At 71.2% G+C, this 15571-nt stretch carries 18 protein-coding genes; 10 read left to right on the plus strand and 8 right to left on the minus strand.

Annotated features, from left to right (window positions below):
• Positions 1-5: 5 nt before the first annotated feature.
• Positions 6-2078, minus strand: a complete 2073-nt coding sequence (locus LO762_RS01835) for a S9 family peptidase (RefSeq protein WP_230611883.1) — start codon at positions 2076-2078, stop codon at positions 6-8.
• A gap of 94 nt (positions 2079-2172) precedes the next feature.
• Between LO762_RS01835 and LO762_RS01840 the strand changes: the two genes are divergently transcribed.
• Entirely contained in the window at positions 2173-3111 is a 939-nt protein-coding gene (locus tag LO762_RS01840) for a LysR family transcriptional regulator (RefSeq protein ID WP_230611885.1), read from the plus strand.
• A gap of 15 nt (positions 3112-3126) precedes the next feature.
• On the opposite strand, the gene LO762_RS01845 is transcribed toward LO762_RS01840, so the two are convergent.
• Complete coding sequence (locus tag LO762_RS01845) at positions 3127-4818, minus strand: ABC transporter ATP-binding protein (protein ID WP_230611887.1); 1692 nt, start codon at positions 4816-4818, stop codon at positions 3127-3129.
• Entirely contained in the window at positions 4815-6494 is a 1680-nt protein-coding gene (locus LO762_RS01850; protein ID WP_230611889.1) for an ABC transporter ATP-binding protein, read from the minus strand. The genes LO762_RS01845 and LO762_RS01850 overlap by 4 nt, the downstream gene beginning before the upstream one ends.
• Before the next feature lie 159 nt (positions 6495-6653).
• On the opposite strand from LO762_RS01850, the gene mshB reads away from it, so the two are divergent.
• The 3 genes from mshB to LO762_RS01865 are packed head-to-tail and all read left to right on the plus strand — an operon-like array spanning position 6654 to position 8376.
• Positions 6654-7505, plus strand: a complete 852-nt coding sequence (mshB, locus tag LO762_RS01855; protein WP_230611891.1) for an N-acetyl-1-D-myo-inositol-2-amino-2-deoxy-alpha-D-glucopyranoside deacetylase — start codon at positions 6654-6656, stop codon at positions 7503-7505.
• Between the two features lie 6 nt (positions 7506-7511).
• Entirely contained in the window at positions 7512-7904 is a 393-nt protein-coding gene (locus LO762_RS01860) for a DUF6113 family protein (RefSeq protein ID WP_230611893.1), read from the plus strand.
• Positions 7879-8376 (plus strand): flavin reductase family protein, encoded by a 498-nt coding sequence (locus LO762_RS01865; protein WP_230611895.1) that lies wholly within the window; start codon positions 7879-7881, stop codon positions 8374-8376. The genes LO762_RS01860 and LO762_RS01865 overlap by 26 nt, the downstream gene beginning before the upstream one ends.
• Positions 8377-8382: 6 nt before the next feature.
• Here the strand turns inward: LO762_RS01865 and LO762_RS01870 are convergent, their stop codons facing one another.
• Positions 8383-8820 (minus strand): Lrp/AsnC family transcriptional regulator, encoded by a 438-nt coding sequence (locus LO762_RS01870; protein ID WP_230611897.1) that lies wholly within the window; start codon positions 8818-8820, stop codon positions 8383-8385.
• Positions 8821-8887: 67 nt separating this feature from the next.
• On the opposite strand from LO762_RS01870, the gene rocD reads away from it, so the two are divergent.
• Together rocD and rraA are read left to right on the plus strand one after the other, a co-directional pair.
• Positions 8888-10078, plus strand: coding sequence for an ornithine--oxo-acid transaminase (gene rocD / locus LO762_RS01875; RefSeq protein WP_230611899.1), 1191 nt, complete (start codon positions 8888-8890; stop codon positions 10076-10078).
• 46 nt (positions 10079-10124) lie between these two features.
• A complete protein-coding gene (gene rraA, locus LO762_RS01880; protein WP_230611901.1) occupies positions 10125-10610 on the plus strand; it encodes a ribonuclease E activity regulator RraA in 486 nt (161 codons plus the stop codon).
• Here the strand turns inward: rraA and LO762_RS01885 are convergent.
• The gene (locus tag LO762_RS01885; protein ID WP_230611903.1) at positions 10607-10834 is read right to left on the minus strand and encodes an EF-hand domain-containing protein; all 228 of its coding nucleotides are present in this window, start codon (positions 10832-10834) and stop codon (positions 10607-10609) included. The two genes, rraA and LO762_RS01885, sit on opposite strands and share 4 nt — an antisense overlap.
• 78 nt (positions 10835-10912) lie before the next feature.
• Between LO762_RS01885 and LO762_RS01890 the strand changes: the two genes are divergently transcribed.
• From LO762_RS01890 to LO762_RS01905, 4 genes are all read left to right on the plus strand, one after another.
• Entirely contained in the window at positions 10913-11611 is a 699-nt protein-coding gene (locus LO762_RS01890) for a Uma2 family endonuclease (RefSeq protein ID WP_230611905.1), read from the plus strand.
• A 37-nt stretch (positions 11612-11648) separates the two neighbouring features.
• Complete coding sequence (locus LO762_RS01895) at positions 11649-11930, plus strand: hypothetical protein (protein WP_230611907.1); 282 nt, start codon at positions 11649-11651, stop codon at positions 11928-11930.
• An 80-nt stretch (positions 11931-12010) separates the two neighbouring features.
• Positions 12011-12226, plus strand: a complete 216-nt coding sequence (locus LO762_RS01900; RefSeq protein WP_230611908.1) for a helix-turn-helix domain-containing protein — start codon at positions 12011-12013, stop codon at positions 12224-12226.
• 52 nt (positions 12227-12278) lie between these two features.
• On the plus strand, positions 12279-13322 hold the full coding sequence (locus LO762_RS01905; RefSeq protein ID WP_230611909.1) for an AI-2E family transporter: 1044 nt from the start codon (positions 12279-12281) through the stop codon (positions 13320-13322).
• Here LO762_RS01905 and LO762_RS01910 read toward each other — a convergent pair.
• The 3 genes from LO762_RS01910 to LO762_RS01920 are packed head-to-tail and all read right to left on the minus strand — an operon-like array spanning position 13319 to position 15486.
• Complete coding sequence (locus LO762_RS01910) at positions 13319-14080, minus strand: hypothetical protein (RefSeq protein ID WP_230611910.1); 762 nt, start codon at positions 14078-14080, stop codon at positions 13319-13321. The genes LO762_RS01905 and LO762_RS01910 overlap by 4 nt on opposite strands.
• A complete protein-coding gene (locus LO762_RS01915; protein WP_230611911.1) occupies positions 14081-14914 on the minus strand; it encodes a hypothetical protein in 834 nt (277 codons plus the stop codon).
• Complete coding sequence (locus LO762_RS01920) at positions 14908-15486, minus strand: hypothetical protein (RefSeq protein ID WP_230611912.1); 579 nt, start codon at positions 15484-15486, stop codon at positions 14908-14910. The genes LO762_RS01915 and LO762_RS01920 overlap by 7 nt, the downstream gene beginning before the upstream one ends.
• Positions 15487-15571: the final 85 nt, after the last annotated feature.

Consider the following 15571-nt stretch of genomic DNA (forward strand, 5'->3'; position numbering starts at 1 on the left):
TAGTGTCACGGCGCGGGCGGCAGGGACTCCCTGAGGAAGGCGACCTGGAGGTGGAGCAGGTTCTCGGCGACGATCTCCTGGGGCGTCATGTGGGTGACGCCGGACAGCGGGAGCACGGTGTGCGGGCGGCCCGCGGCCAGCAGGGCGCTGGACAGCCGCAGGGTGTGCGCGGCCACCACGTTGTCGTCGCCGAGGCCGTGGATGAGCATCAGCGGACGCTCCAGGGCCGGGGCGTCGTCGATCAGGGAGTTGGCCTTGTAGACGTCAGGCTCCTCGCCCGGGTCGCCCAGGTAGCGCTCGGTGTAGTGGGTGTCGTAGAGCGTCCAGTCGGTGACCGGCGCGCCCGCGACGGCGGCGTGGAACACGTCGGGACGGCGCAGCACGGCCAGCGCGGCGAGGAACCCGCCGAACGACCAGCCGCGGATCGCGACCCGCGAGAGGTCCAGCGGATACCGCTCGGCGGCCGCGTGCAGCGCCGCGATCTGGTCCGCCAGCACGACGTCGCAGAAGTCGCCGGCGATGGCGCGCTCCCAGCCGGGGCCGCGCCCCGGCGTGCCCCGGTTGTCCGCGACGATGACCGCGAACCCCTGGTCGGCGAGGTACTGGGCCTCGCAGAAGGCACGGCCCGCCGCCAGCACCCGCTGCGCGCCCGGCCCGCCGTACGGGTCCACGAGGACGGGCAGCCGCTCCCCGGACGCCGGGTCGAACCCGCTCGGCAGCAGCACCGCCGTCCGGATCGCGCGGTCGCCCGCCGCGAACAGCTCGACCTTCGGGGTGATCACCGGGGTCTCGGCGTGGTTGGCCACGGTGACGTCGGTGCCGTGCACCCAGGTCCGCGAGCGCGTCGCCTCCAGCGTGGTGCCGGACAGCACGACGGTGCCGCCGCCCCGCACCGCGCCGAACACGCCCGAGCCCTCGGTGAGCCGGGTCAGGCCCTCGGGCGTGTACTCCCACACGTGGATCTCGGTGGGCTCCTCCGACGCCGTGAACAGCACCGAGGAGCCGGTGACATCGAGGACGGCCCGCACCTGGAGGCCGGGCGGCGTGACCGGCTCGCCGCCGACGGTGAGCCGCCGGGTGCCGTCGTCGTCCAGCGTCCAGACGAGCGCGCCGGAGCCGGTGCGCGCGGGCACCCCCGCGACGATCTCCAGCCACGCCGCGTCGTGCGCGTTGTGCGCCATCCTCGTCTCGCCGTTCAGCGGGTCGACGCCGAGCACGCGCAGGCTGCGCTGGTCGCGGGTCTGCACCACGATGAGCGGACCGCGCCCGTCCCACAGGGCGGTGACGAGGTACGGGTACATGCCGCGGTCCCAGGAGACCGACGCCTTCTTCTCGCCCTCGGCCGTGACGATGGTGAGCGACACGATCGCGTTGGGCGTCCCGGCGGCCGGGTAGGCGACCTTCTGGGCGGGCCGCTCCGGATGCGCCGGGTCGGCGATGTGCCAGCGCAGCACCGGGGTCTCGTCCACCCGGGCGACGAGCAGGGCGTCGCCGCGCGGCGACCACCAGAAGCCGCGCATCCGGCCCATCTCCTCGGCCGCGATGAACTCCGCGAGCCCGTAGGAGACCTGCTCGCTCTCCGACCGCGCCACCACGGTGTCCGCGCCCGACGCCACGTCGATGACGTGCAGGGACCTGCCGCTCACGTAGGCGACGCGGGCGCCCTTCGGGTCCAGCCGGGGGCCGAACACGGGAGTCTCAGCCGGGAGCTGGCGTACCGCGCCGGTGGCCAGGTCCGCGACGAACAGCTGGCCGCCGAGCGTAAAAGCGGCGGTCCGCACCGCCTCGTCGGTGCTGTAGGCGACGATGCCGCCCGCCGACTCCCTGGCCCGCTCGCGTCTGGCCCGCTCCTCGGCGGGCAGGTCGCGCTCGTCGATGTCCAGCGCGACCGGATCGGCGAGCAGCCGCTCGGCGCCGGTGGCCGGATCGAGCCGCCACAGGCAGGTGACGGGGTCGGCGCCGCTCTTGCTCCGCAGGAAGATCACGGACGAGCCGTCCGGGGAGACCGTCACACCCCTGGGCGCGCCAAGGGTGAACCGCCGGGTCCTGGCGCTCTGTCGCGGAAAGCTCGTCGTCATGGCCCCAAGCCTAAGCGTCGCCGCCGACAGTCCGGGTTCCGGCTCCGGCGCGGGCGGCGGCGCCGCCGGAAAGGCGTGCGGGACAATGGCCGGTGTGCAGTTGCAGCAGCTGGCCTACTTCGTCGCGGTGGCGGAGATCCGCCACTTCACGCAGGCGGCCGAGTCGCTCGGCGTCGCCCAGCCTTCGCTGTCCAAGCAGATCCGGGCGCTGGAGAAGGAGCTGGGCGCGCCGCTGTTCAGCCGGGCGCGCGGCAACATCACGCTGACCCCGGCCGGTGACGTGCTGCTGCCGCTGGCCAAGCGCATCCTCGCCGACGTGGACACCGCCCGCCTTGAGGTGCGGGAGCTGGCCGGGCTGGTGCGCGGCCGGGTGCGGCTGGGCGCGACCCCGTCGCTGTGCGCGGGGCTGCTCGCCGACGCGCTGCGCCGCTTCCACGACGCCTACCCCGGCATCGACCTGACCGTCGAGGAGGGCGGCTCACGTGATCTCGTCCGCGACCTGACGCGCGGCCTGCTCGACCTCGCCCTGGTGATCCTGCCTCTGGCCGACGACACGCCGCTGGTGACGACGCCGATCCTGCGCGAGCACCTCGTCGTCGCGATGCCGTCGGAGCAGCGGCCGCGCCGCCCGTCCATGACCGTCGAGGATCTCCAGGGCCGCGACCTCGTCATGTTCCGGGTCGGCTACGACCTGCGCGACTCCACGATCGCCGCCTGCCGCGAGGCCGGGTTCGAGCCGCGCTACGCGGTGGAGGGCGGCGAGATGGACGCGGTGCTGCGGTTCGTCGAGGCGGGCCTGGGCATCGCGGTGGTGCCCAGCATGGTGCTGGCGGGCCGGCCGGGCCTGCGCGGCGTCCCGCTCACGCCCACCCAGAACGGGACGCCGGGCCTGGAGCGCACGATCGCCATCGCGCACCGCAAGGACGTCGCCCCCACCCACGCGGCCCGCGCCTTCCGCGAGACCTTGGAGTCCTACCTTTCGGAGGCCGCCCGCGACGGCTCGCTCCCGCCCGGCGTCCGCCACCTCACCTGACGCCCGACGCCCGCCTCAGCGGGTCCAGGTGGACCAGAGGTCGGCGTAGGAGCCGCCGCGGGCGACGAGCTCGTCGTGGGTGCCGAGTTCGGTGACGCGGCCGTCCTCGACGACGGCGACGCGGTCCGCGTCGTGCGCGGTGTGCAGCCGGTGCGCGATCGCCACGACCGTCCGGCCGCGCAGGACGGCGCCGAGCGAGCGTTCCAGGGCGCGGGCCGCGCCCGGGTCGAGCAGGGACGTCGCCTCGTCCAGGACGAGGGTGTGCGGGTCGGCCAGGACGAGTCGGGCCAGCGCCACCTGCTGGGCCTGGGCGGGGGACAGCGTGTGCCCGCCGGAGCCGACGACCTCGTCGAGGCCGGGGCCCGCCCACCCGACGACGTCGAGGGCGGCGCGCAGCTCTTCGTCGGGGGCGTCCCGGACGAGCGTGAGGTTCTCCCGCAGCGTCGTCCGGAAGACGTGGTGCTCCTGGGTGACGAGCGCTATCCGGTGCCGCAGCGTGTCCAGGGGGAGGTCCGTCAGCGGGACCTCGCCGAGCGTCACCCGGCCCGCGCGCGGCCCGTCGATGCCCGCGAGCAGCCTGCCCAGCGTGGACTTGCCCGCGCCGGACGGCCCGACGACGGCGAGGGTCTCGCCGGGCCGCAGGTCGAGGTCCACCCCGTGCAGCACGTCGCGGTCGGCGTAGGCGTAGCGCACCTCGCGGGCCGAAAGCCGGGCGTCGGAGGGTTCGGCGCCGGTGGGGGAGCGATCCGGCGGCACGTCCGCGACGCCCAGGAGACGGGCCAGGGAGGCGGCCCCCAGTTGGAACTCGTCGAGCCGCATCAGGAGGACGCTCAGCGGATACCCGAGTTGCTGCACGTACAGCGTCGCCGCCGTCACCTGGGCGAGGGAGGCGTGCCCGTCCAGGTAGAGGAACCCGCCGAACAGCAGGGTGCCGACGACGGGCAGCGCGTAGCTGAGTTCGAGCACGGGGTACCAGCGCTGGCGCAGCCCCAGCGTGTACTTCTCGGCGGTCCAGCTCGCCCGGATGGCGTCGTCGGCGGCCCGCGCCCGCTGCTCCTCGCGGCCGAGCGCCGCGACGGTCCTGGCGCCGGTGACGGTCTCGGTGAACCCGTCGAGGAGCTGGGCGAACCGCTCCTCCTCGGTGAGGTAGCCGCGCAGGGCGCGCCGCAGGTACCAGCGGGTGGACAGCCACAGCAGCGGCACCACCGCGAGCACCGGCAGCAGCAGCGGCGGCGCGGTGAGCGCGAGCGCCACCCCGGTGAACAGCACGGTGACGGCGGAGACGAGCACCTGCGGGACGGCGTCGCGCACCGCCTCCTCCAGCAGGTCCACGTCACGGGAGGAGCGGGCGAGCAGGTCGCCCGTCCCGGCCCGCTCGACCGTGGACAGCGGCAGCCGCAGCGCCCGCGCCACGAACTCCTCGCGCAGGTCGGCGAGCACCCGCTCGCCCAGCGCCGCCGACGCGGCGAACGCGGCGCGCGTCAGCAGCGCCTGGAGCACGACGAACGCGGCGATGGCGGCGGCGACGGCGTCGATCCGCCGCCCCGGATCGGCGACGAGCTGGGCGAACAGCCACGGCACCGTCAGCCCGGACGCGGTGGCGAGCGCGTGCAGCGCCACCGTCCGCGCCAGCGGCCCCGGATAGCGCAGCACGAGCCTGCGCGCGTAAGCCTTGACCTGCGCTCCTCTCGCTACAGGCAGCTTCATTCCCGTCCCCTCGTGACGGCGGCCCGGTAGTCGGGGGCCTCGGCCAGCAGTTCGGTGTGCCCGCCTTCGGCGACGACCTTGCCGCCCCGCACGTGCACCACGTGGTCGGCCTCGGCGAGCACCAGCGGGCTCGACGTGAACACCACGGTGGTGCGGCCCGCCCGGTGCGCGGCGAGCCTCCCGGCGATGCGGGCCTCGGTGTGCGCGTCCACCGCGCTGGTGGGTTCGACGAGCACCAGCACCTCGGGTTCCGCCGCCAGGGCGCGGGCCAGCCTGAGCCGCTGCCGCTGGCCGCCGGAGAACTCACGGCCGGCTTCGGCCACCCGCCCCCGGTCGAGGCCGCCCGCCTCGGCCACGACGTCCTCCGCGCACGCGGCCCTGACGGCGGCGGCCCTGCGCGCGGCGTCGTCGCCGGGGAGGAGTTCGGCCGCCAGCGGCCCGGTGAAGAGGGTGTCCTCGTTGGTCGTGAGCAGGACGCGGCGTCTCAGGCCCGCCAACTCCGGCAGAGGCACCCCGCCGTAGCAGACGCCGCCGTCGTCGGTGTAGCCGGTGATCCGGTCGGCGAGCGGGCCCGCCTCCGGCCCGGCCACCACCGCGGTCAGCACGCCGGGCCGGACGCGCAGGCCCGAGCCCTCGTCGGCCAGCTCGCCCCCGGTCGGCGGGAGGGTGCCGGCGCCGGGATGGTCGGGCGTCATGCCCAGGACGTGGCTGACCCGCCGGGCCGCCACATGGCCCTTGGTGAGCGCGCTGGCCGCCTCGCCGAGCACCCACAGCGGGGTGACGAGGAAGGCCGCGTACCCGTAACACGTCACGAGCTGGCCCACGGTGATCTGCCCTGAGGCGGCATAGCGGGCGCCCATCCAGGTGACGAGCGTCAGCAGCAGGCCGGGGAACAGCAGCGCCGCCGCGTTCAGCCACGACTCGGCCCGGCCCGCCCGCGTCCCGGCCCCGCGCACCCGCTGCGACTCCGCCCGGAACCGCCGTTCGAACAGCTCCTCGCCGCCGATGCCGCGCAGCACCCGCAGCCCGGCGACGATGTCGGAGGCCGTCGCCGTCATCGTGCCGGTGAGGTCGCGGCGCTCGCTCTGACGGCGGTGGATCGGGGCCAGCAGCGGCCCGCTCAGCGCCAGCACCAGCGGCACCCCGACCAGCAGGACCAGGCCGAGCCGCACGTCGATGCCCAGCAGCACCACGGTGACGACGACGATCGACAGGGCCGAGCCGACCGCGCGGCCCGCCACCTCGGAGAGGTCGCCGATCCGCGTCACGTCGTTGGTGCCGACGGCCAGGACCTCGCCCGCGCTGATCCGCCGCGCCAGCGTGTCGCCGAGCCGCCCGGCCTGCCTGGCGACGAGCTGGACCGTCCGGTAGGCGACGCCCAGCCACGCCGCGACCGAGGCGCGGTGCTCCAGCAGCCGGGCCACCGCCAGCAGCACGCCGAGCCCGAGCAGCACGGCCGCCCATCGGAGCAGCTCACCGCCCTCCCGCGCGGTGACGCCCTCGTCGATCGCCCGGCCGAGCGCGGCGGGCATCAGGGCCTGGGCGACCATGCCGCACAGGCTCCACACCGTCACCGCGGCCAGCGCCGGGGCGTGCCGCGCGGCCATCCACGCGAGGAAGCGCCACGGCCCCCCTTCGGGTGGTTCGCCCGGATCGTCGATCGGCAGCTCGCGCATCCCCCGACCGTAGGCAGACACCCCGCGAACACGCCAACGATTTTCCGCGCGACACCCCGTCACCTCACCGTCGGCGCACGGAGATCGTCACCTGGATGTGAGGGTCGGCACGGCCCCTGGTGGGCCGCGCGGGGTCCGGGGATGGTTACCCTGCTTGGCATGAGCGACCGTCGCATCCTGTTCGTGCACGCCCATCCCGACGACGAGTCGATCGGGACGGGTGCGACCATGGCCCGGTATGCGGCGGAAGGAGCCCATGTCACCCTCGTCACCTGCACCCTCGGCGAGGAGGGCGAGGTCATCCCGCCCGAGCTGGCCGACCTCGCCGCCGACCGCAGGGACGAGCTGGGCGCGTACCGGATCAGCGAGCTGGACGCCGCGATGGACGCCCTCGGCGTCACCGACCACAGGTACCTCGGCGGGCCCGGCCGCTGGCGCGACTCCGGCATGGCCGGGGTGCCGTCCAACGAGCGGTCCGAGGCGTTCTGGCAGGCCGACCCCGACGAGGCCGCCGCCCAGCTGGAGGAGGTCGTCCGGGAGGTCAGGCCGCAGGTCATGGTCACCTACGACGACAACGGCTACTACGGCCACCCCGACCACATCCAGGCCCACCGGGTGGCCAGGCGCGCCTTCGACAACGCCAAGGGCACCGACTGGGAGGTCGCGAAGTTCTACGCGACGGCGATGCCCCGCTCGGTGATCGCCCGCTCCGTCGCGGTGCTCCAGGCGGGCGGGCCCTTCCGCGGCCCCGCCTCCGTCGACGAGGTCGCCTACGGCGTCCCCGACGACCAGGTCACCACCGCCATCGACGCCCGCGCCTACCTGCCGCGCAAGCTCACCGCGTTGGCCGCGCACCGCACCCAGATCACCGTGGCGGGCTCGCACTTCGCGCTCTCGGACAACGTCGGCCAGCAGGCGTTCGGCGTCGAGTACTACACGCTGCTGGCCGGGCCGATGGGCCCGCTCGGCCCGGACGGGCGCGAGCACGACCTTTTCGGCGGGATAGCCTGAACGACCGTGGACGGTAGGGGAGGCGCCGCGAAGGGCGCGCTGTACGGGCTGCTGGCGGTCGGCGGAGCCCTCGTAGGGCTGATCGGGGCCTTCCAGTACAACCGGTCGATCCTGGTGTGCCTCCTGGTAGTGGCCTTCACGTTCCTCGCCGTGCGGGGCGCGGGCTGGGCCTCGGGCGCGCGGACGGGGGCGCTCGTGCCCGCCGTCGCCTGGGTCGTCACCACCGGCGCGCTGTCGGTCTCCCGCCCCGAGGGCGACGTGATCGTCACCAACAGCACGGGCGGGCTGCTCTTCCTGTTCGGAGGTGTCGTCGCCGCTCTCGCCGCCGTCCTCCTCACCCCCGCGAACGCCTCCTTCCTCACCGGACTGCCGTATGACGCCCCCACCAGACCCCGCTGAGTTCCGCAGGGTCGTCGGCCGCTTCCCCACCGGCGTCACCGTCGTCACGACGGTCGCCGACGGGGTGCCGCACGCGATGACCATGAGCGCCTTCACGTCGGTCTCCCTCGACCCCCTCCTCGTGCTGTTCTGCGCGGAGAAGAAGGCGCGCTTCCACGACACCGTCCTGGCACAGGACACCTGGGCCGTCTCCATCCTCGGTGAAGGCTCCCAGGACGCCTCCGCGTGGTTCGCGACGCGGGGGAGGCCCCTGGAGGGGCAGCTCGACCCTTGGGCGCACCACCCCGGCGCGGTGACGGGCGCGCCCATCCTGGACGCGGCCATCGGCGCCCTGGAGTGCCGGACCCACGCCGTCCACGACGGGGGCGACCACAGCATCGTCCTAGGCGAGGTGCTCGCCGTCAGCGCCCCGGCCGAGGGGGAGCCGCTGCTGTACGCGGGCGGCGCCTACCGGACGCTCCACCCCCGCTGACGCCGCCTACAGCGAGTCGATCAGCCTCGACAGCACGATCGACGTCTTCGTCTGCACGATCATCCGGTCGGCCCGCAGCCGCTCCAACGTCCGCTCCAGGTGGGTGATGTCGCGCGCGCGCAGGTGCACCAGCGCGTCCGGCTCGCCGCTGACGGTGTAGCAGGCGACGGCCTCGGGATGGCGGCTCACGCTCGCCCTGATCTGCGCCGCCGACGTGCCGCCCGCGCAGAAGATCTCCACGAACGCCTCGGTCGTCCAGCCGAGCGCGGCCGGGCTGACCTGGGCGCGGTACCCGGTGATCGCGCCGTCGGCCCGCAGCCTGTCCACCCTGCGCTTCACCGCGGGCGCGGACAGCCCCACCCGAGCGCCGATCTCCGCGTAGGAGGCGCGGGCGTTCTCGATGAGTGACGCAAGGATGCGCCGGTCGATATCGTCAATTTGCAATGAATTGCCGTTCCGGGTGCACAATCCGCATTGGAGTGGTCTCCACCGCGAGCCTAACCTGAGGTGCATGACCGTCTCCGCCGAACTGCGCACCCTGTCCGACGAGCACGCCGCGCACACCTATCATCCCCTGCCGGTCGTGATCGCCACCGCCGAGGGCGTCTGGGTCCACGACGCCGACGGACGCCGTTTCCTGGACATGCTCTCCGCCTATTCGGCGGTGAACTTCGGGCACCGCAACCCGCGGCTCGTCGCCCGCGCCAAGGAGCAGCTCGACCGCGTCACCCTGGTCAGCCGCGCGTTCGACCACGACCAGTTCGGCCCGTTCGCGGCGGAGCTGACGGCGCTGTGCCGCAAGGACATGATGCTGCCGATGAACTCCGGCGCCGAGGGCGTCGAGACGGCCATCAAGACGGCGCGCAAGTGGGGCTACGAGGTCAAGGGCGTGCCCGCCGGGCAGGCCAACGTCATCGTGTTCGCCGGCAACTTCCACGGCCGCACCACGACGATCATCTCCTTCTCCGACGACCCCGAGGCGCATGAGCACTACGGCCCTTACACGCCCGGCTTCCGCACCGTGCCTTACGGGGACATCGACGCGCTGCGGGCCGCCGTCGACGGGTCCACGGTCGCCGTCCTCATCGAGCCGATCCAGGGCGAGGCGGGCGTGAACGTGCCGCCGCCCGGGTTCCTGCGGGCGGTGCGCGAGCTGTGCACCGAGGCGAACGTGCTCATGATCGACGACGAGATCCAGGCGGGCCTCGGCCGGGCCGGCACCACGTTCGCCGCCGACCACGAGGGCGTCGTCCCGGACGTCTACATCCTCGGTAAGGCCCTCGGCGGCGGGATCATGCCCGTCTCCGCGGTTGTGGCCGACCAGGACGTCCTGGGCGTGTTCAAGCCCGGCCAGCACGGTTCCACGTTCGGCGGCAACCCGCTGGCCTGCGCGATCGGGCGCGAGGTCGTCACGATCCTCAAGGAGGGGACGTACCAGAAGAACTCCGCCGAACTCGGGGCGTACATGCACGAGCGGCTCGCCGGGTTCCCGGGCGTCTCCTACGTCTCGGGACGCGGCCTCTGGGCGGGTCTGCACCTGGACCGGAAGGCACGGCCCGTCTCCGAACGGCTCATGGAACTCGGCGTCCTGGCCAAGGAGACCCACGAGACGACGATCCGGCTCGCGCCGCCCCTGTCGATCACCCGGGAGGAGCTGGACTGGGCGCTGGAGCGGGTCGAGCGGGCCCTCGCCGAGCACTGAGGTACCCGCGGGTAACCCCCCGGTGGCCACGGCTTACGATGCGGCCATGACCTTCGCGACGGCCGACCTCATCGATGACTTCGACGCCGAACTCCAGAGCTGCGAGACACAGTTCCGGCAGTACGGGGGCAAGTCCACCTTCTCCGGACAGATCACAACGATCCGCTGCTTCCGCGACAACGGGCTCGTCAAGAAGACGCTGAACTCGCCCGGCGAAGGCCGCGTCCTAGTCGTCGACGGAGGCGGCTCCCTCGCCTCCGCCCTGTGCGGCGACCTCATCGCCAAGGCGGCCGTCGACAACGGATGGGCCGGCCTCGTCATCAACGGCGCCATCCGCGACAGCGTCACCCTCGGCACCCTCGCGCTCGGCGTCAAGGCGCTCGGCGCCAACCCGCGCAAGAGCGCCAAGGACGCCGCGGGCGAGACCGACGTCACCGTCGGCTTCGGCGGCGTCGAGTTCAAACCCGGCTCCTGGCTCTACAGCGACGCCGACGGCATCGTCGTCGCCGACCGGGACGTCCTCGCGCCCTAGAGGTTCGCCTTCTGCAGGAACGCGGCGAACTCGCCCAGCGTGATCCTGCCGTCCTTGGAGACGTCGGCCGCCACCATGACCTCCACCACCCGCGCGGTGCCCGCCTCCTTACCGAGCGCCCGCATGAGGCCGCCCAGCTCGGCGACGTCGATGTAGCCGTCGCCGTCGGCGTCGATGAGGTCGAAGGTGGCCTTGTACTCGGCTGTGTTGATCTCGTTCGTCACGTCCGGCACGGTATCGAATCCCAGGCGGCGGCGAGAAGAGCACCTTTTGTCATCGCTCCGCGACGTAAAGTGACCGGCATGGTGTTGCACTCGCTTCTCCGCCGGGAGCCCCGGGGCCTGCTGCGCCGACCGCCCACCGCGCCCACCGCCGAGGGCGTCCACCGGGAACTGCGGCTGCCCAAGGGCCGCACCGCCCGGCTCGCCGACGGCAGGGTCCGGATCGACGGCGGCTGGAACGCCCGCTGGCTCGCCGCGCGCCTCACCGGGGAGCTGCCCGCCTCCGTCCGGGTCGAGCAGTACAACGCGGAGATCGTCATAGCCGGAGCCGCGTCGCGCGCGCACGACAGAGCCGTCGAGGCGCTCGCCGACAGACTCGCGCCGCTCGCCAAGGAACGCGAATGGGCCGTCCGGCGCGACGCCACCGTGCTCATGCCCGGCGGCGGCGCCTACGTGCGGCCCGACATCGTGTGCGTCCGGGCCGGATCCGCCTGGCAGGGCGAGGTCGTGCTCGGCTCCGACCTCGCCCTCGCCGTCGAGGTGGCCGCCGCCCCCGACGCCGCCGACGACCGCACCCTGAAGCGGTCCTTCTACGCCACCGCCGGAGTGTCCTGCTACGTCCTGCTGGACCTGGAGCGCGCCTCCGCCGTCCTGTACGACATCCCGTGCGAAGGCGACTACCAGCAGCGTCACGAGGCGGTCCTGGGCGACCCGCTCCCACTGCCCTACGACACCGCGCTGGAGACGGCGGTGCCCCGGCTATACCGGGGCGGCATGTGAGCTGCGGGACGCACCACGGTGATCGCACCATGTGTACATGAAGCGACTCATGGTGATCGGCGTGCTGCTGTGCGCGCCGCTCACGGCATGCGGGGGAGGCGGACCCGAGAAGGCCCCGCCTCCCGCCGCCCCCTCCGCCCCCGCCACCCTGCCCTTGGCGCCCGTGCCTACAGCCGCGCAAGGCGACGTCCGTAAAGCGACCCCACCCGCGACGCCCTCGGTGAACCCGACAGGCAGTGCGATACCCGTCGTTCCACCACCCCTGCCCGCCCTTCCCGGCCTGACGGCGCCCGCCCTGCAGCCCGGTGACCTCCCGTGAGCGCGTAATGCGTCGATCTTGTGGCCTGGACGTGATCAACCGCTGGTTATCGTGCCGTCACCGGAGAGAGGAAAGAGACGATGACCGAGCAGGGAACGTCGAAGGGCCGCCGGATCTCCGGCGACCAGAGAGAGGAACTCGCCCGCATCGCCGTCCAGCAGTACGCGGCAGGGCGCAGCATACGGGCACTCGCCGCCGAGCTGGGGCGCTCGTACGGCTTCATCCACAAGCTGCTCGTCGAGTCGGGCGTGGAGCTGCGCGGCCGCGGGGGCAATAACCGCACCAAGAAGGACTGACGCTCGGCACGTGGTGATTGACACGGTCCATACGGCCGGAAAGCCTCACCGTATGGACCGTGCCCGCCCACTCGCGCCCGGACTGCTGGTGCTGCTGGGGCTCGCCGCATCGGCCATCGTCCTCACCTTCCTCCAGAACGCCTCCGGCTGGGTCGGCCCCGCCGTCCTGGCACTCCTGCTCACCATCGCCGTCCAACCCCTGCGCGCCTGGCTGAGCCGTCTCGGCGCCCCCGACTGGGTGCTCTTTGTCGTCCCGCTCCTCGTCGTCCTGGTCTTCCTCGTCTTTATGGGCGTGGCCATCTCCCTGGCCATCACCCAATTGATCTCGCTGCTGCCCGCCCACTCCCAGCAGTTCGTCGACCTGCTGAACCGGGGCGTCGCCTGGCTCGGCCACCTCGGTGTCGACACGTCCGACCTGTGGTCCCGCCTCAGCAAACTCGACCCGGCGAACCTCGTCCCCTACCTCCAGACGGCCCTGAACGGCCTCCTGAGCGTCGGTTCCGCCGGTGTCCTCCTGGTGACGCTCCTGGTGGCGATGTCCCTGGACGCCAACGCCCTGGGCCGTGAACTCACCGCCCTGGAACCCGCCAAACCCGAACTCGTCCGCGCTCTCCGCGGCGCCGTCCGCGACACCTACAGCTACCTCAAGGTCTCCACCATCTTCGGCGCCCTCATGGCCCTCCTGGACGTAGGAGTCCTCTACCTCCTGGGCGTCCCCCTCCCCTGGCTCTGGGGCCTCCTGGCCTTCATAGCCAACTACATCCCCACCCTGGGCTTCCTCCTAGCCCTGATCCCCCCCGCCCTCTTGACCCTCCTAATCTCCGGCCCAGCCAAAGCCTTGGCAGTAGTAGCCGCCTACATAGTCATCAATTTCATCACCCAATCCCTCCTCCTCCCCAAGTTCCTAAGCACCGCCGTAGGTCTCTCCGTAACCCTGACCATGCTCTCCCTAATAGTCTGGACCTCCGTCCTAGGCCCTTTGGGCGCCCTCCTAGCCGTCCCCCTAACCCTCATGGTCCGAGCCCTCCTCCTAGACCCCGACCCCACCAAACGCTGGGCCGTCCGCCTACTAACCGGCCCCACCCCCCACCCCTAACCAAACCTCCGCAACTGCTCCCCCAACAACTCCGTAGCTTTGTCTTCAAGCGGCTTCGACTTCTTGTCCGGCTCCAACCGCTGCCAGTAGTAGGACGTGAAAATAACGTTCCCCCGCAACGCATAATCCAGCACAAGCACCCGAAGGTTAATCCTGCTGATGCTGGGCGAAGTTACGGCTTCCTCTACCGCCCGCACATGCCGCCAGCCAGAAGTCTCCCCTTCGGTCAACTTCCACGTATCCTTATGGGGGAAGTAGTATTCCTTATCTTTGGTTGGATTCACATCTTTGCGCTCTGTGGCCGGAACATTTTGTTTTGCTGGGCACTCGGCTAGCTTCTTGTATAGTTCGTTGAAGCTGCTGGCGGCAGTTGGGGGATCGTCATAAACTGCGATAAGGCGGGCAAAATTTGCGCCGGTGAACAGATAGTTGGGTGCGCCAAACTCGTCAATTACAAGTTCCGGACTGCCCTTGAGGGCAACCTCAGAAATTGAGCATGATAGGACCTTTCCTTTCTTTAGTGCATCGATTTGGACATCGGTGGTCTTCCATTTTGGACCAATGTGTTTGGCGTTGATCAGCAAACCCTGAACTTGTTTTGCTGTGTATGTTGGCGGCGGCTCGGTGGGCTGGCCTGAGGGTGCGCCCAGATTTTTTGAAGGTTTTTCCTGGCTGTTACCGCAGGCGGCTACGCTGGATGCGGCAAGAGTAACTATTGTGGCAGTTATGGCAAATTTTCGTGTGAATGCTCGGTGCACTCAATCTCCATTGCTTGCTTCGCTCTGTATCTCGTCCACGGTCAGTTCTGCCTCTCCGGTGACTTCGACGTCTGCGAGGTCGTCGCCCAGGTCGGTGCAGTTGGGAGCTGGGGCACATACCCAGGCGACCTCATAGACAACTGTGGCCGAGATCGTATAGGTGCCACCGGGCTGGTTCGCGGACCCTTGCTTGTAGGAATATTCACATTCGACTCCGGGACCGACACCCTTGACCTTTCCGGGGCCAGGGCACTGAACCTCATCTTCGACGAGATTCCAGAGGACAAGTTTCGGGGTCGCGGTGGCTGTAACGGTCTGTGGTGCTATTCCGGTTCCCGGGCCGCCAACAGATGCTTGGGAAACGACTACCTCGAACTGCTCCTGGTCGATCCAGAAAGCCGTTTTCAAACGGACATAGGTTTCGTCTTCCGGAGCGTAGTGGATCACCGGGATGAGGAACTGGGCGGCGTCAAGTGCAGCGTCTACCAATGGTCCTGTGGGCACGATGGCAGGGGGTGGTGGGACATTGTCGCCATCACCGAAGCACCCGCCGCCTACGCCGCCACAGTTCGCCGGGCCGTTGCCTGGGCCGCCGCCGTTTCCGCCGCCTCCGCCGCCCGGGCCGTTGCCTGGGCCGTTTCCGCCGCCGCCGTTGCCGGGGGTTTCGCCGTCGGCGGCGCAGACGACCTGGGGTTGGCCGTTGACGGTGATGGTGATGCAGCCGGCGAGAGCGGGGGAGGGAGCGGCGACGAGTCCGATGGCGACCAGGACGGTGACCAGGATGGCTGCGGGTAGGCGTCTTCTGGGACGGGGCTGTCCGTGGGGGGTCAGCATGGCTTGCCTCTCCGTGCTTCTGTGATCTTCCAGGTGGTCCCGTCGAACCGGAAGCGGGCCTGATAGTCGAAGGTGGTGCCCGGGACGCTCTTCAGCTTCTTGCCGGTCTTCGCGTCGAAGGTGTGGGCGGCGATGGTGCGGACGCAGTCGCGGACCACGACCGACGTGAAGTCCACCGCCCGGCTGATCACCTTGGGGTTGAGTACGTTGGTGAAGCGGAGGACGGTGCCCTTGGTGTTCATGGCTTCGACGTCGTCCGTCACGATCGTGAGGAGGGGGTCTGCCGCGACCTCGGCGAGGTCGGAGGCGTTGCCCGTGGCGTACGCCTTGCGGTAGAGCTGTTGGTACTTGCGGTACTGGGCCAGCACGATCTTGTCGACCTGGCGTTTGCCCAGCGTCGGCGTGGTGAGGGGGGAGGCGACGGAGACCGGGGACTGAGGTGGCGGGGACCCGGACGGCGCGAACGCCCCGTTGCCGGTCGGGTCGTCCGCTCGGCCGCAGCCGGAAATGGTCAGGGCGAGGACGAGCAGCACTGAACCGCTGGTGAATTGGCGGAGCCGGGCATTCGTCATTTCGCCTGCTCAATCCGTCGTCACGGGGTGGACCCGAGCGGGAGCCTACTAATCCGTCAGACCGCACGGTAACCCCTGTGCCGCA

Source organism: Actinocorallia sp. API 0066 (assembly GCF_020991275.1).
Taxonomy (GTDB): Bacteria; Actinomycetota; Actinomycetes; order Streptosporangiales; family Streptosporangiaceae; genus Actinocorallia.

Bases quoted from the DNA above. Each gene is read 5' to 3' on its own strand.
- LO762_RS01835 (WP_230611883.1), bottom strand. From the start codon at position 2,078: ATGACGACGAGCTTTCCGCGACAGAGCGCCAGGACCCGGCGGTTCACC.
- LO762_RS01845 (WP_230611887.1), bottom strand. From the start codon at position 4,818: ATGAAGCTGCCTGTAGCGAGAGGAGCGCAGGTCAAGGCTTACGCGCGC.
- LO762_RS01850 (WP_230611889.1), bottom strand. From the start codon at position 6,494: ATGCGCGAGCTGCCGATCGACGATCCGGGCGAACCACCCGAAGGGGGG.
- mshB (WP_230611891.1), top strand. From the start codon at position 6,654: ATGAGCGACCGTCGCATCCTGTTCGTGCACGCCCATCCCGACGACGAG.
- LO762_RS01865 (WP_230611895.1), top strand. From the start codon at position 7,879: ATGACGCCCCCACCAGACCCCGCTGAGTTCCGCAGGGTCGTCGGCCGC.
- rocD (WP_230611899.1), top strand. From the start codon at position 8,888: ATGACCGTCTCCGCCGAACTGCGCACCCTGTCCGACGAGCACGCCGCG.
- rraA (WP_230611901.1), top strand. From the start codon at position 10,125: ATGACCTTCGCGACGGCCGACCTCATCGATGACTTCGACGCCGAACTC.
- LO762_RS01890 (WP_230611905.1), top strand. From the start codon at position 10,913: ATGGTGTTGCACTCGCTTCTCCGCCGGGAGCCCCGGGGCCTGCTGCGC.
- LO762_RS01895 (WP_230611907.1), top strand. From the start codon at position 11,649: ATGAAGCGACTCATGGTGATCGGCGTGCTGCTGTGCGCGCCGCTCACG.
- LO762_RS01900 (WP_230611908.1), top strand. From the start codon at position 12,011: ATGACCGAGCAGGGAACGTCGAAGGGCCGCCGGATCTCCGGCGACCAG.
- LO762_RS01905 (WP_230611909.1), top strand. From the start codon at position 12,279: ATGGACCGTGCCCGCCCACTCGCGCCCGGACTGCTGGTGCTGCTGGGG.
- LO762_RS01915 (WP_230611911.1), bottom strand. From the start codon at position 14,914: ATGCTGACCCCCCACGGACAGCCCCGTCCCAGAAGACGCCTACCCGCA.
- LO762_RS01920 (WP_230611912.1), bottom strand. From the start codon at position 15,486: ATGACGAATGCCCGGCTCCGCCAATTCACCAGCGGTTCAGTGCTGCTC.